Source organism: Microbispora siamensis (assembly GCF_016863095.1).
GTDB classification, from domain to species: Bacteria; Actinomycetota; Actinomycetes; order Streptosporangiales; family Streptosporangiaceae; genus Microbispora; species Microbispora siamensis.
Window position 1 is genome coordinate 60,201 of sequence record NZ_BOOF01000033.1, and the last position, 12,364, is coordinate 72,564.

At 72.4% G+C, this 12,364-nt stretch carries 14 protein-coding genes; 8 read left to right on the forward strand and 6 right to left on the reverse strand.

Translation table 11 applies throughout. The features are described 5' to 3' along the window. Positions 1 to 93 precede the first annotated feature (93 nt). On the forward strand, positions 94 to 876 hold the full coding sequence (thyX, locus tag Msi02_RS26985; protein ID WP_204050860.1) for an FAD-dependent thymidylate synthase: 783 nt from the start codon (positions 94 to 96) through the stop codon (positions 874 to 876). A gap of 82 nt (positions 877 to 958) precedes the next feature. On the opposite strand, the gene Msi02_RS26990 is transcribed toward thyX, so the two are convergent. Both Msi02_RS26990 and Msi02_RS26995 read right to left on the reverse strand, forming a co-directional pair. Further along, the gene (locus Msi02_RS26990) at positions 959 to 2,035 is read right to left on the reverse strand and encodes a WD40/YVTN/BNR-like repeat-containing protein (protein WP_204050861.1); all 1,077 of its coding nucleotides are present in this window, start codon (positions 2,033 to 2,035) and stop codon (positions 959 to 961) included. Between the two features lie 80 nt (positions 2,036 to 2,115). Continuing rightward, positions 2,116 to 3,225 (reverse strand): globin domain-containing protein, encoded by a 1,110-nt coding sequence (locus tag Msi02_RS26995; RefSeq protein ID WP_204050862.1) that lies wholly within the window; start codon positions 3,223 to 3,225, stop codon positions 2,116 to 2,118. A 294-nt stretch (positions 3,226 to 3,519) separates the two neighbouring features. On the opposite strand from Msi02_RS26995, the gene Msi02_RS27000 reads away from it, so the two are divergent. The 3 genes from Msi02_RS27000 (at position 3,520) to Msi02_RS27010 (ending at position 6,038) form a co-directional block, all read left to right on the forward strand. Then, positions 3,520 to 4,218, forward strand: a complete 699-nt coding sequence (locus Msi02_RS27000) for a gamma-glutamyl-gamma-aminobutyrate hydrolase family protein (protein WP_079313927.1) — start codon at positions 3,520 to 3,522, stop codon at positions 4,216 to 4,218. 99 nt (positions 4,219 to 4,317) lie between these two features. Next, on the forward strand, positions 4,318 to 5,247 hold the full coding sequence (locus Msi02_RS27005; protein ID WP_204050863.1) for an alpha/beta hydrolase: 930 nt from the start codon (positions 4,318 to 4,320) through the stop codon (positions 5,245 to 5,247). After that, positions 5,244 to 6,038: an enoyl-CoA hydratase/isomerase family protein gene (locus Msi02_RS27010; RefSeq protein ID WP_204050864.1), complete on the forward strand. Its 795-nt coding sequence runs from the start codon at positions 5,244 to 5,246 to the stop codon at positions 6,036 to 6,038. The genes Msi02_RS27005 and Msi02_RS27010 overlap by 4 nt, the downstream gene beginning before the upstream one ends. A gap of 60 nt (positions 6,039 to 6,098) precedes the next feature. On the opposite strand, the gene Msi02_RS27015 is transcribed toward Msi02_RS27010, so the two are convergent. Then, a complete protein-coding gene (locus tag Msi02_RS27015) occupies positions 6,099 to 6,617 on the reverse strand; it encodes an enoyl-CoA hydratase/isomerase family protein (RefSeq protein ID WP_204050865.1) in 519 nt (172 codons plus the stop codon). A 9-nt stretch (positions 6,618 to 6,626) separates the two neighbouring features. Here Msi02_RS27015 and Msi02_RS27020 point away from each other — a divergent pair, with 9 nt between their 5' ends. Continuing rightward, positions 6,627 to 7,067, forward strand: coding sequence for a winged helix-turn-helix transcriptional regulator (locus tag Msi02_RS27020; RefSeq protein WP_204050866.1), 441 nt, complete (start codon positions 6,627 to 6,629; stop codon positions 7,065 to 7,067). A gap of 16 nt (positions 7,068 to 7,083) precedes the next feature. Here Msi02_RS27020 and Msi02_RS27025 read toward each other — a convergent pair whose 3' ends face one another. The 3 genes from Msi02_RS27025 to Msi02_RS27035 form a co-directional block, all read right to left on the reverse strand. Further along, positions 7,084 to 7,506: an SRPBCC family protein gene (locus Msi02_RS27025; RefSeq protein WP_204050867.1), complete on the reverse strand. Its 423-nt coding sequence runs from the start codon at positions 7,504 to 7,506 to the stop codon at positions 7,084 to 7,086. A 67-nt stretch (positions 7,507 to 7,573) separates the two neighbouring features. Further along, the gene (locus Msi02_RS27030; protein WP_204050868.1) at positions 7,574 to 8,755 is read right to left on the reverse strand and encodes an acyl-CoA dehydrogenase family protein; all 1,182 of its coding nucleotides are present in this window, start codon (positions 8,753 to 8,755) and stop codon (positions 7,574 to 7,576) included. 38 nt (positions 8,756 to 8,793) lie between these two features. After that, entirely contained in the window at positions 8,794 to 9,384 is a 591-nt protein-coding gene (locus tag Msi02_RS27035) for a class I SAM-dependent methyltransferase (protein ID WP_204050869.1), read from the reverse strand. Between the two features lie 173 nt (positions 9,385 to 9,557). On the opposite strand from Msi02_RS27035, the gene Msi02_RS27040 reads away from it, so the two are divergent. From Msi02_RS27040 to Msi02_RS27050, 3 genes are all read left to right on the forward strand, one after another. Beyond that, positions 9,558 to 11,252: an ATP-binding protein gene (locus Msi02_RS27040; protein WP_204050870.1), complete on the forward strand. Its 1,695-nt coding sequence runs from the start codon at positions 9,558 to 9,560 to the stop codon at positions 11,250 to 11,252. After that, positions 11,249 to 11,959, forward strand: a complete 711-nt coding sequence (locus Msi02_RS27045; RefSeq protein ID WP_204050871.1) for a response regulator — start codon at positions 11,249 to 11,251, stop codon at positions 11,957 to 11,959. Before Msi02_RS27040 ends, Msi02_RS27045 begins: the two co-directional genes overlap by 4 nt. 144 nt (positions 11,960 to 12,103) lie before the next feature. Next, complete coding sequence (locus Msi02_RS27050) at positions 12,104 to 12,256, forward strand: putative ATP-grasp target RiPP (RefSeq protein WP_143737104.1); 153 nt, start codon at positions 12,104 to 12,106, stop codon at positions 12,254 to 12,256. The last annotated feature ends 108 nt before the right edge of the window (positions 12,257 to 12,364 follow it).

Consider the following 12,364-nt stretch of genomic DNA (forward strand, 5'->3'; position numbering starts at 1 on the left):
GAGGGCCATGACATGGGGCCGGGTCGCGATCGTGGGGCCGAGCTGGTTTGCTTGGACGGTCACCCATCGGCAACCACTTCACGGGGAATGTGAATGCGCAGCGTCGAGCCCGAGGTCTTCCTCGTCGCCAAACCCTCTGTCGACTACGACGAGCTGGCCCGCTACCTCCACGAGATCGGCGGGGAGAGCTGGCTTGAGCGGCTGGAGCGGGGCGAGTTCGACGCCCAGAACCTCGCCGAGTTCGCCGGACGGCTGTGCTACCGGTCGTTCGAGCCGGGCCTGAACCCCAACGTCACGAGGGTGCGCACCGACCAGGAGGCGTACCTGCGCAACATCCTGGCCAGCGCGCACGGCAGCGTGCTTGAGCACCTCAGCTTCAGCTTCGTGCTGCACAACGTCTCGCGGGTGCTCACCCACGAGCTGGTACGGCACCGGCCGGGGGTGGCGATCTCGCAGGAGTCGCTGCGGTTCGTCCGGCTGAGCGACATCCCGTTCTGGTTCCCCGAGTGGGCGCGCGAGGACGCCGAGCTGATGAAGCGGGCGACCGAGATGCTCGACCGGATGGAGGAGTTCCAGAACTGGATGGCCACCCATTTCGGGCTGGACGAGGACGGCGTGCCGTTCGCGGAGAAGAAGCACCGCACCTCGTTCATGCGCCGCTTCGCCCCCGAGGGCGTCGCGACCGGCCTGGTCTGGACGGCCAACGTGCGCACCCTGCGGCACACGATCGAGGCCCGTACGGCCGCGGGAGCCGAGGAGGAGATCCGCCTCATCTTCAACCGCATCGGGGAGATCATGCGGGAGGAGGCCCCGGCCCTGTTCGGCGACTACGTCGTCGAGGACGGCGCCTGGGTTCCCGGCTGGCGCAAGGTCTGAGCCGCCGAGGTTCGAGTCACCGAGGTCTTGGACCGCCGGCCCGCGGTCGCCCGGAAGGGCGCCGCGGGACGGCGGCGGGGGGTCAGAGGACGGCCGCCCGCACGCACAGCACGTCGGGCAGGTGACGGGCGATCAGCGACCAGGTCTCGCCCGCGTCGGCCGAGCCGTACACCTCGCCGTCCCGGGTGCCGAAGAACACCCCGGCGGGCCCCGCGGACATCGCGTCCCTGAGCACCGAGGCGTGCACCGGGCCCTCGGGCAGCCCGGCGGAGTATCCGTGCCAGGTCTCCCCGGCGTCGTCGCTGCGGAACACCTGGTAGCGGTGGCCGAGCGGGGTCCGGTCGACGTCGCCGTGCAGCGGGAAGACGTACAGCCTGTCGGGGTGGTCCGGGTCCACCGCGATCGGGAACCCGAAGTCGGAGGGCAGGCTCGACCCGATCTCGGTCCAGGAGTCGCCGAAGTCGTCGGACCGGTAGACACCGAAGTGGTGCTGCAGGTAGAGCCGCTCGGGCGCCGCGGGATGCTGCGCCACCTTGTGCACGCACTGGCCGAACTCGGGATACTGTGCGCCTTCCGGGAGGAAGGGGGCGCGGATGTTCTTGTTGGACGGCCGCCAGGTGGCCCCCGCGTCGTCGCTGCGGAAGAACCCCACGGCGGAGGCGGCGACCCCGATGCGCCGCGGGTCGGAGGGGTGGGGGATCACCGTGTGGAGGCACAGGCCGCCGCCGCCGGCCTGCCACTGGGGCCGGGTGGGGTGGTCCCACAGGCCGTCGACCATCGTGTAGGTGGCCCCGCGGTCCTCCGACCGGAACAGCGCGGCGGGCTCGGCGCCCGCCCAGACCACGTCCGGCTCGGCCGGCGACGGCTGGAGCTGCCAGACCCGGGCCAGTGCGGCCCCGGTGCGCTCGGGGAAGGCGACCGGCGGGGTCGTCGCCTCCTCCCAGGTCTCGCCGAGGTCGTCGGACCACATCACCGACGGGCCGAAGTGGCCGTACTCGATGCCGGCGAGGAGACGGGGCGTGGTCCCGCGGGTGTCGATCGCGACCGAGTGGATCGCGATCGTGGAGAACCGCACGGGCTCGACCTCGAACGAGCCGCCGTCCGAGGAGCGCGCGAGGAACAATCCTTTGCGGGTGCCGATCGCGAGCAGTGCGGTCATATGTCCTCCCTGTGCCGATTTCGATTATGTTTTCGATTCGAATCCTGCCAGGAAACCTTCGCCGTCGCCCGCCCTTCCGGTCAAGCCTCGCTCTGCACCGGATCTCGGTGGATCCGCGCGAGCGGCACCCCCGAGCTCTGCAGACGCCGTACGGTCTCGTTCACCATCGCGGGCGGCCCGCAGACGTACGCCTCGTGGTCGGCCCACGAGTGGAACCTCTCGACCACGTCGGGGAGCCGGCCGCGCATCCCGTCGTAGGCCGGGTCGTCGGAGACCACCGGCACGACCCGCAGCCAGGGGAATGCGGCCTCCATCCTCGCCAGGTCCGGTATGTCGTACAGGTCGCACGCGCGCCGGACGCCGAACAGCAGGTGGATGTTCGGGCGGGCGCCGGAGGCGATGACGTGCTCGATGACGGCCTTGAGCGGCGCGAGGCCGGTTCCTCCGGCGACGCAGAGGAGGTCGCGGTCGGTCTCCGGCGGCGTCATCGTGCCCACCGGCGGGCCGAGCAGGAGCTGGTCGCCGATGCGGGTGTGGCGGACCAGCGCCGTGCTCACCCAGCCGCCCGGCACGGCGCGCACGTGCAGGCGCAGCGAGCCGTCCGGGCGGGGCGCGTTGGCGATGGAGAACCGCCGCCACACGCGCGGCCATCTGGCCGTCTGGACCGTGACGTACTGCCCGGGGACGAAGTCCAGCCGCTGCGAGGGCCGCAGTGTGAGCACCGCGATGTCCCGGGTGCGCGGCTCGTGGTCGGTCACCTCGGCGAGCCACCAGGGGGGCGTGGTCTCCGCGGCGGCGGCGTCGATCATGATCTTCGCCGCCATGGCGTACGCCTCGGTCCAGGCGGCCTCGATCTCGTCGGTCCAGATCTCGGCGGCGAAGTGCCTGATCGTGGCGAGGAGTGCGCTTCCCACGGCTCCGTAGTGCTCGGGGGACACGCCGTACTTGCGATGGTCCCGCCCCAGTTGGGCGAGATAGGACGCCAGCCCCTCGGGGCTGTCGAGCATCCAGACGACCCTCGTGAGCGCGTTGAAGAGCCGGTCGCGCTGCACCTCCATGCCCGGCGGGAACATGCCCCGCATGTGCGGGCACTGCGTGAACAGTCGTCCGTAGAAATACCCCGCGGCCTTCTCGGCGACGGGCTCGACGACCGAGAAGCTCTCCTTGACGAGGCGCGGATTCAGCGGCATCAGTTGTGTCCCACCCTAGGGACCGGAATCGTGCTCCGGTCTGTCGATCCACCTCCCTGACGGCTCCGGGTGACGAGCGCCGGCGGCCCCGGCTCGACCGATCGCTCAACGGGGAGTGTTCCACTCGCTCTCGGGCGTCACAACCGATTCTCCGCAAGGCAACCGACTGTGAACACTTCGTTATTTTTCGTGATGTTGCTGCTGTGACTCATGTGACTGGTGAGAAAATTGCCAAAAGGAAAACGATCTGCGCCATGATGGGCCTGCCTGCTCGCACACCCCCAGGAGATGGCCATGGCGCGTCCCATCGTCGGCATCACCACCTATCTCGAGGCCGCGCGCTGGGGCACGTGGGTTCGTGAGGCGGCGGTCTCGCCCCAGGCGTACGCGCGCGCGGTGGAGAAGGCGGGCGGCGCGCCCGTCCTGCTGCCGCCGCTGAGCCCCGTGTCCGCCGGCGACTACGTGCGCCGCCTGGACGCGGTCATCCTCGCCGGGGGCGTCGAGGTCGATCCGGCGCTGTACGGCGAGGTCCCGGCGGGAGAGCAGGACGACGACGGGCTCGGCGGCCCGCAGCCCCAGCGCGACCGGTTCGAGACCGCGCTGGCACAGGCGGCGGTGGAGGCGGGCGTGCCGCTGCTGGCGATCTCGCGCGGCATGCACGTGCTCAACGTCGCCCAGGGCGGCACGCTGATCACGTCCCTGCGTGAGGCCGTGGGCCATGACCGCCACGAGACGGCCGCGCACGTGGTCACCGTCAGCGTGTCGAGCAGGGTCGGCAAGGCCGTGGGCGACCGCGCGGAGGTGACCGGCGCGCACCGCCGGGCCGTGCGGCGGCTCGGCACCGGCCTGATCGCCGTGGCGTGGGCGGACGACCAGATCGTCGAGGCCGTCGAACTCCAGGGGCACCGGTTCGCCGTCGGCGTGCAGTGGCACCCCGAGCGCGGCGCGGACAACCGCCTCTTCGAGGCCCTGGTGGACGCGGCCCGCCCCTGACCCGTACGGGCCGGTGTCCGGGAGGCGGCTCGCCGGCCGGGAGCGCGCGCCGCGGCCGCCTCGGCGGTTGTGTCGGCGCGCGCTGTTACTGTGCGGGGCATGGCGTTGCATCCCCAGGCGGAGGCCTATCTCAAGCTGTTCCCCTCGGATCTCGGCGTCGACCTCGACTCCCTCACCCGCGAGCAGATCGCCGAGATGCGGTCCCTGGACGGGATGGCCGAGCAGCGCGGGCCGAGGATCGGCCTGCCGGTGGTCAGGGACGAGACGGCGGCCGGCGTGCCGGTCCGGATCTACCGCCCTGAGCCGGGCGGGCATCCGCTGCCGGCGCTCGTCTACTTCCACGGCGGCGGCTGGGTCTTCGGCAGCGTCGAGCGCAACGACGCCCTGGGCCGCGACCTCGCCCACAAAACCGGAGCGGTCGTCGTCTCGGTGGACTACCGCCTCGCGCCCGAGCACCCGTTTCCCGCGGCCGCCGAGGACGCCTTCGGCGTGGTCCGCGACGTGCACGCCCGTCCCGCGTTCTACGGCGCGGACACGCGCAGAGTGGCGGTCGTCGGCGACAGCGCCGGGGGCAACCTCGCGGCGGTGGCGGCCTGGCTGGCCAGGGACGCCGGGCTCCGCCTCGCCCACCAGGCGCTGATCTGCCCGGTCACCGACGTCGCCACCGACACGAGCAGCTATCGCGCGTACGGGAAGGGGTTCGGGCTCGACGCGGCGGAGATGAGGTGGTTCATCGAGCAGTACGCCGCCGGCGCCGACCCCCGCGACCCCCGTCTCGCGCCGCTCCACCTGCCGGACAAGTCGGGCCTGGCGCCCGCGACGGTGATCACGGCGGAGTGCGACCCGCTGTGCGACGAGGGCGCCGCCTACGCGCGGGCGCTCGCCGAGGCGGGCGTCCCCGTGGAGCACCGCAGCTTCGAGGGCGCGCTGCACGGCTTCCTCGGCCTGCCGGGGTTCTTCGACCAGGCGCTGGAGGGCCGCGACTACCTCGCCGCCAGGATCAGGGACGCGCTGGGAGTCGCGTCGTGAGGGAGTACGAGAAGCTGAAGGTCGACTGGGCGGCGGACGGCGTCCTACGCGTTGTGATCAGCGAGCCGTCCCGGCGCAACGCCGTGGACCGCACGGGTCACCGCGAGCTGGCCGAGATCTGGCGTGACGTGGACCGCGACGACGACGTCAGGGCGGTGGTCGTGCGCGGTGAGGGCGAGGCGTTCTCGGCGGGCGGCGACCTGTCGATGATCGAGGAGATGACCCGCGACCACGCCACCCGCCTGGAGGTCTTCGCCGAGGCCCGCGACATCGTCTACAACGTGCTGAACTGCTCGAAGCCGGTCGTCTCGGCGATCCAGGGCCCGGCGGTGGGGGCGGGGCTGGCCGTCGCGCTGCTGGCCGACATCTCGGTGGCCGGGCGGACGGCCCGCATCATCGACGGCCACACCCGGCTCGGCGTCGCTGCGGGCGACCACGCGGCGATCATCTGGCCGCTGCTGTGCGGGATGGCCAAGGCCAAATACCACCTCCTCCTGTGCGAGCCGGTCACGGGCGAGCAGGCCGAGGCGATGGGGCTGGTGAGCCTGTGCGTCGACGACGACCAGGTCCACGACCGGGCGCTGGAGATCGCGACACGGCTGGCCGCCGGGTCGGCCGAGGCGATCCGGCTGACCAAGTACGCGCTGAACAACTGGCTGCGCATGGCCGGCCCGTCGTTCGACGCCTCGCTGGCCATGGAGTTCCTCGGCTTCACCGGCCCCGACGCCGCCGAGGGCGTGCTGGCCCTGCGCGAGAAGCGCCCGCCCCGCTTCCGGCCGGGGTCGGCCTGACGGCCCGGCCTGACTCCAGGTGCCGGGCGAAGAACCGGGGCCGTGTCGTCCCTTCAGGTCCTAACCGGCCAGTCGCCGGAGGAGCCCCTCCAGGTCGCGTTCGCCGTCGGGGGTCTGGGCGCCGTGGGCCAGTCCGTCGCGGATCAGCTGTGCGGCAGCAGGGCGAATGATCTGTCCCGTCCAGGCGTCGTTCTCCCGCAGGAGCCCCTCGGCCAGATCCTCCGGCGGGATGGCGCGCTTGGCCGCCGCGATCACGCCCTCGGGCAGGGCGGCGATGTTGCGGGCGAGTCGGTCGACGATGTCGTCGAGTTCGTCGGCGGGGACGGCCCGGTTGACCCAGCCGTAGCGCTCCGCGGTCTTGGCGTCGTACAGGTCGGCACTCAGCACCGCCTCCAGCGCGCGGTTGCGGCCGACCCTGGTGGCCAGATACTGCGTGCCCCCTCCGCCGGGCACGATGCCCATGAGGGCTTCGACCTGGCCGATCCCGGCACGGCCGATCGCCGCGAAGGTCATGTCCGCGGAGGCGACGAACTCCGCCCCGCCGCCGCGCGCCATCCCGGCGAGCTTGATGATGGTCACCTGGGGCTGGTGCCGCAGCAGTTCCCCCAAAGCCTGGAAAACGTTGACACCATCCGGAAGGTCGTGCGCGAACTCGTCGAGCGCGTCCGGCGTGTCACCAAGCGACATGTCGACGTGGGCGATGAAGAACTCACCTCGATCAGATCGCCGACAAAGTGGTCGATGATGGTGATGGCGGTCCTGAACGAGCCCAGGCGGTTCAACGACATCAAGCGCCGCCTTGAGGGCGTCACCCAGCGCGTCCTGACCCAGACCCTGCGCCGCCTGGAGCGCAACGGGATGATCACGCGCCGCGTGCTCCCCACCTCGCCGGTCGGGGTCGAGTACTCACTCACGCCGCTCGGCGAATCGCTGCGCGAGCCGTTCGGCCGGTTGTACGACTGGACGGTCGACAACGCGGACGAAATCCAAAGGCATCAAATGGAGTACGACCGACGCGTTCAGAGCTGAATTCGTCAGAGACGACTCAGCCGAATCGCTTGCGCAGCGATTCGAGGCCAGGGACGAAGACGCCCCGGGTGAGGATCTTGGCGACCTTCTCCGGGTCGTCGGCCTCGAAGCTCGCGTACCACTCCACGAACGCCTGTCCGGAGTCCGTCACCGGGGCGACCCGGCAGGTCGCGTGGTAGTCGCGCATGGGCAGCGGGGACTCGACGGCGGTGTACGTCAGCGTGCGCGCCTCGTCGTCGAGGGTCAGCAACCGCTCGCGGAACACCCCGCCCGCCCCCTCGGCCCGCCGCACGACCCCCGGGGCGAGCGGTGCGCCGTCCTCGATCTCGCAGGTGGCCACGCCCGGCAGCCACTCGTGGAGGTTGCCGAACTCGCGCAGATACCCCCAGACGTCCCCGGCGTCCGCGCTGATCACCGTGCTGGCGTACGGACCGCGCATGTGTGACTCCCTTCCGCTGCCTCAGGTAAGTGCCCCGCCGGGGCGGCGCGCAAGCGGCCGGAAGCGGTCAGAAGCTCCTGGGCAGGCCGAGCACCTGGGTGGCCAGGTAGTTGAGCAGCAGTTCCTCGGTCACCGGCGCGATCCGGCCGATCCTGGCGTCGGCCAGCAGTCGCGCGACGGGGTACTCCAGCGAGTACGCCATGCCCCCGTGGGTCTGGAACGCGGCGTCGGCGGCCTCCCACGCGGCCTGCGAGGCCGTCAGCTTGGCGATGTTGGCCTCCGTGCCGCAGGGCAGCCGGTTGTCGAACGACCAGGCCGCCTTGTAGAGCATCAGCCTGGCCAGCTCGATCTTGGCCTTGACCTGCGCCAGCGGGAACGCGATGGCCTGGTTGGCCCCGATGGGCCGGCCGAAGACCTCCCGCTGCTTCGCGTAGTCCACGCCCACCCGCAGCGCCACCTCGGCCCCGCCGAGAGCGCTGGCCGCCAGCAGGATCCGCTCGGGGTTCAGCACGTCCCACAGCACGGCCACTCCCCGGTCCACCTCGCCGACCACGCTGGAGGCGGGCAGCCGCAGGTCGTCGATGAAGACCATGTTGGACGGCGTGGTGTTCGCGCCCATCTTGGGGATCGGCCGGTAGGACAGCCGTCCCGCCGCCACGGCCTCAGGGACGTTCACCAGGAACACCGTCAGCCCGTCGCTGCGCGGCTTGGCCTGCGCCGCCGGGATCGTCCGGGTGACGAGCAGCATCCAGGCGGCCCGCTGGACACCCGTGATCCAGATCTTCTGGCCGTTGACGACGAAGTCGTCGCCGTCCCTGCGGGCGAAGGTCGAGATCGCCAGGGAGTTGGACCCGGCGTCGGGCTCGGTCAGCGCGAAGCAGGTCTCGATCTCCCCCGTCGCCAGCTTCGGCAGCAGCGCGGCCTTCTGCTCGGCCGAGCCGTGCCTGGCCAGCGTGAGCGCCCCGAACCCCGGCGTCAGCACGTACATGAACGCGGAACCGCCGGCGGAGCCGGAGGCCGACAGGGTCTCGGTGGCCACGGCCAGCTCCAGCAGGCCCTGCCCGGCTCCGCCGTACTCCTCGGGTACGGCCAGGCCGAGCCAGCCGCCCTTGGCGAGCTCGGCCCACACCTCCTCGGGCCAGCGCTTTTCCGATTCGCAGCGCTGCCAGTAGTCCATGTCGTACCGCGAGCAGATGTCCGCGATGCCCCGGCGCACCGCCTGCGCGCTCTCCGGCAGCGTGAAGTCCATGCCCGCCACTCTAGAACGCCGTTCGGCGGGCTGCGAGATCACCGGCGGGGGCGGCGCGCGTGGTAGACGAAGGCGGGCGGCAGGTTCCGCCACACCGTGCGCCCGGCCACCACCTCCTCGAACGCCTCGCCCAGCCTGCGGCGGAACCGCAGGGCCGCGGGCAGGGCCCGGGCGTGGACGTAGGAGAACGTCGTGAACGCGCCTCCGGGCGCGAGCGAGGCGACCACGGCCCGCAGTAGGTCCGCCTGGTGGGCGGGGGGGAACGCCGCCCAGGGCAGCCCGCTCACGATCACGTCGGCGGCGGCCACGCCCCGGGCGGCGAGCAGCTCGGGCAGCCGTGCGGCGTTGTCGACCACGAGCTCGACCCCCGGGTAGCGGGCGCCGAGGTGGCCGGCCAGCCGCGGATTGATCTCGACCGCCAGGTGCCGCCCCCGCCCGCCGATGCGACGCTGGATCTCGGCGGTGAAGGGGCCGGTGCCCGGCCCCAGCTCGACCACGACGGGGTCGCCGCGCTCCGGCACCGGCACGCACACCGCCTCCGACAACCGCCGTGAACTGGGTGCGACCGCACCGGTCACGGCGGGGGAACGCAGGAACTGCCCGAAGAAGATCGCTGTTTCGTTGGCCATGTGGTGACGCTAGGGCCGCGCGACCGCCCGGACCGCCCGCCGTCCGGACCGACCCGGCGGCCGGGTGGATCACCGCGTACGGCCCTTGGACGGGCGGGTCCGGCCAGAAGGAGGAGAGGCGTCCTCCCGACGGAGGACCGGCCTCTGTGCGGGCGGGCGGTAGCGTTCCCCTCATGCGGTGGCCCTCGACGCGCCGGCTCGTCGCTCAGCGTCCCTTCAGTGGCAGGCCCTTCGCGCTCCCGCGCGGCACGGCCCTCGACATCGGCCTGGCGTTGTGCGGGACCGGGCTCGACGTGCTCGTCAGCGCCGGTTCCTGGAGTGGCGGGAGCGGCCCGGCCCCGGTATGGGTGGGGATGGGCTTCGCCCTGCTGGCCGGGCTGCCGATGGGCCTGGTGCGCCGATGGCCCGGCCCGGTGGCCGTCTACCTGTCCGTGCTGCTGGTGGTCTGCGACCAGATCGGCGCGTTCACCGTCAACACCCTGCAGGTCCTGCTGCCGATCTCGGTTGGCGTGCTGGCCAGGTCGCGCGGCTGGGGCTGGACGGCGCCGGCGGCCGTGCTCGCCTCCGCCGCGACCGCCGTGAACCTCGCCGACCCCGGCATCGCCCTCACGAGAAACACCTGGTTCTACTCCGTCGGCCTGATCGCGGCTCCGGTGCTGGTCGGCCGCTACCTGCGCGGCCAGGAGGGGCGCCGCAAGGAGGACCCCGCGCCGCTGCTCGACGTGCTGCTCGCCGGCGGCGGGGTGGCGCTGTCGGTGCTGACCACCTGGCCGTACTGGCACGGCGGCGAGCCGCCCGTGTGGGCGGTCGCGCTCGGGGTGATGCTCGCGGGGCTCGCGCTCGGCGTCGTGCGGCACCTGCCCGGCGCGGTGCTGCTGCTGGAGAGCCTCGCGCTGATCGTGGCCGACCAGTACGTCCCGAGGACCGGCAACAGCCTGCAACTGCTCGCCCTGGTGGCGCTCGGCGTGTTCGCGACCCGCGCCACCTGGCCGTGGGTCGCCGCGGCGTACGCCCTGACCTGCTCGGTCGCCGCGATCGTGGTCGTGGACGACCCCGGCGACGTCACCCCGTTCCGGGTGGTGGCGCTGATGACGATGGTGACCGCGCCCGTGGCGATCGGCCGGTACGCCGGCGTGCGGCAGGCCCAGGCCAGGCACGCCGCCGAACTGGCCGCGGAGCGGACCAGGGCGGGCCGGCTCGCGGAGCGGGAGCGGATCGCCCGCGAGGTCCACGACATCGTGGCCCACCACGTGGGGGCGATGGTGCTGCGGGCGAGCGCGGCGCAGTACGCGGGGGCCGACGGCCCGGCCGCCGAGGCGCTGGCCGACATCAGGGACACCGGCCACCGCGTGCTGGAGGACCTGCGCGGACTGCTGGCCGTGCTGCGTGACCCGGACGAGGCGCTGGGCTCCGATCTCATGCTCGCGAACATGCTGGCCGACCCCGGCGACGTGCTGCGCGACGCCGTGTCCCGGATGTCGTCGGCAGGCCTTCGGGTGGACCTGCGTCTCGCGCCCGAGGCGGAACGGGCCCCGCTGGTGGTGCGGGCGTCGGCGGCGAGGATCGTCCAGGAAGGGCTGACGAACGTGCTCAAACACGCCGGGCCGGGAGCCCGCGCGGAGGTCGATGTGGCGATGCGCCCGGACGCGCTCACGGTCGAGGTGCGCAACGGCCCCGGCACGTCCCGTCCCCCGGACGTGCTGCCGTCCCACGGCCAGGGCATCGCGGGCATGCGGGAACGGGCCCGCGCCTTCGGCGGGCACATCACCGCGGGCCCGGCCGAGGGCGGCGGCTGGCGGCTGACCGCTTCGCTGCCGGTCCCGCGTGAGAGCCGGTCGGAGTGCCGCGTGGCGGGGAGGTTCGCGTGATCCGCGTCGTGGTCGCCGACGACCAGGCCCTGGTGCGGGCGGGCGTCCGGATGATGCTGGAGGCGGCCGGCGACATGGAGGTGTGCGGGGAGGCCGCCGACGGGGCCGAGGCCGTACGGCTGGCCGAGCGGCACCGCCCCGACGTGGTGCTGATGGACCTGCGGATGCCGCGCGTCGACGGCCTGGAGGCCACCCGCAGGATCCTCTCCGCCCAGCCGTCCGCCCGGATCGTCGTGCTCACCACGTTCTCCGAGGACGAGAACCTCTACGCCGCGCTGGGCGCGGGCGCGCTCGGGTTCCTGGTCAAGGACGACCCGCCCGCCCGGATGGTCGAATCCGTACGGCGGGCCGCGACGGGGGAGTCCCCGCTCGCGCCGTCGGTGCTGCGGCGCGTCGTCGAACGGGCCCTGGCGGCCGAGCGGCAGGCGGTGACGCTCCCGCCCGGCCTCACCGAGCGTGAGGCGCAGGTGCTCACGCTGGTCGGGGTGGGCCTGTCCAACGCCGAGATCGCCGACCGGCTGCACGTGGGGGTCACGACGGTCAAGAGCCACGTCGCCGCGCTCATCGAGAAGCTGGGGCTGCGCAACCGCACCCAGGCGGCGGTGATGGCGCACCGGTTCGGTTTGGTCGACAACGGGTTCAACCCCGTGGCTCCTGCCCGGAGCGACCGGGGGAGCGGCGCCTCCGGCTCCTACCGCCACCCGTGACGCCGGCTTAAGCGCCCGTTCAGCCGATCCCCAGATCGTCCAAAGTGGACGCCAAGAGGGCCCTCCTAGTGTCTGTGCCCGGTGCCCGACCGGGTGCCCTCACATCGAGAACCGCGCCGTCCTCGGACGGCGGGAGGGATCACAATGTCCAAGATCAGGATCGACGACATCGCGGCGGCCGGGCCGGAGCTCGACGAGGGAGACCTCCGTCTCGTCAACGGCGGCCGGAAGTTCGAGTGGTCGAGCCACGTCATCACCCCGGACGGCAGCGTCGACGCCAAGGACCTCGACTTCTGAGTGACCGCTTCCGAGTGACCGCGCGGGGCGCCCTTCCGGCGCCCCGCGCCCGACCAGGAAGCCCGACCAGGAAGCCGGATCAGGAAGCCAGACGAGGAAGAACGAGGG

Bases quoted from the DNA above. Each gene is read 5' to 3' on its own strand.
- thyX (WP_204050860.1), top strand. From the start codon at position 94: ATGCGCAGCGTCGAGCCCGAGGTCTTCCTCGTCGCCAAACCCTCTGTC.
- Msi02_RS26990 (WP_204050861.1), bottom strand. From the start codon at position 2,035: ATGACCGCACTGCTCGCGATCGGCACCCGCAAAGGATTGTTCCTCGCG.
- Msi02_RS26995 (WP_204050862.1), bottom strand. From the start codon at position 3,225: ATGCCGCTGAATCCGCGCCTCGTCAAGGAGAGCTTCTCGGTCGTCGAG.
- Msi02_RS27000 (WP_079313927.1), top strand. From the start codon at position 3,520: ATGGCGCGTCCCATCGTCGGCATCACCACCTATCTCGAGGCCGCGCGC.
- Msi02_RS27005 (WP_204050863.1), top strand. From the start codon at position 4,318: ATGGCGTTGCATCCCCAGGCGGAGGCCTATCTCAAGCTGTTCCCCTCG.
- Msi02_RS27025 (WP_204050867.1), bottom strand. From the start codon at position 7,506: ATGCGCGGTCCGTACGCCAGCACGGTGATCAGCGCGGACGCCGGGGAC.
- Msi02_RS27030 (WP_204050868.1), bottom strand. From the start codon at position 8,755: ATGGACTTCACGCTGCCGGAGAGCGCGCAGGCGGTGCGCCGGGGCATC.
- Msi02_RS27035 (WP_204050869.1), bottom strand. From the start codon at position 9,384: ATGGCCAACGAAACAGCGATCTTCTTCGGGCAGTTCCTGCGTTCCCCC.
- Msi02_RS27040 (WP_204050870.1), top strand. From the start codon at position 9,558: ATGCGGTGGCCCTCGACGCGCCGGCTCGTCGCTCAGCGTCCCTTCAGT.
- Msi02_RS27050 (WP_143737104.1), top strand. From the start codon at position 12,104: ATGTCCAAGATCAGGATCGACGACATCGCGGCGGCCGGGCCGGAGCTC.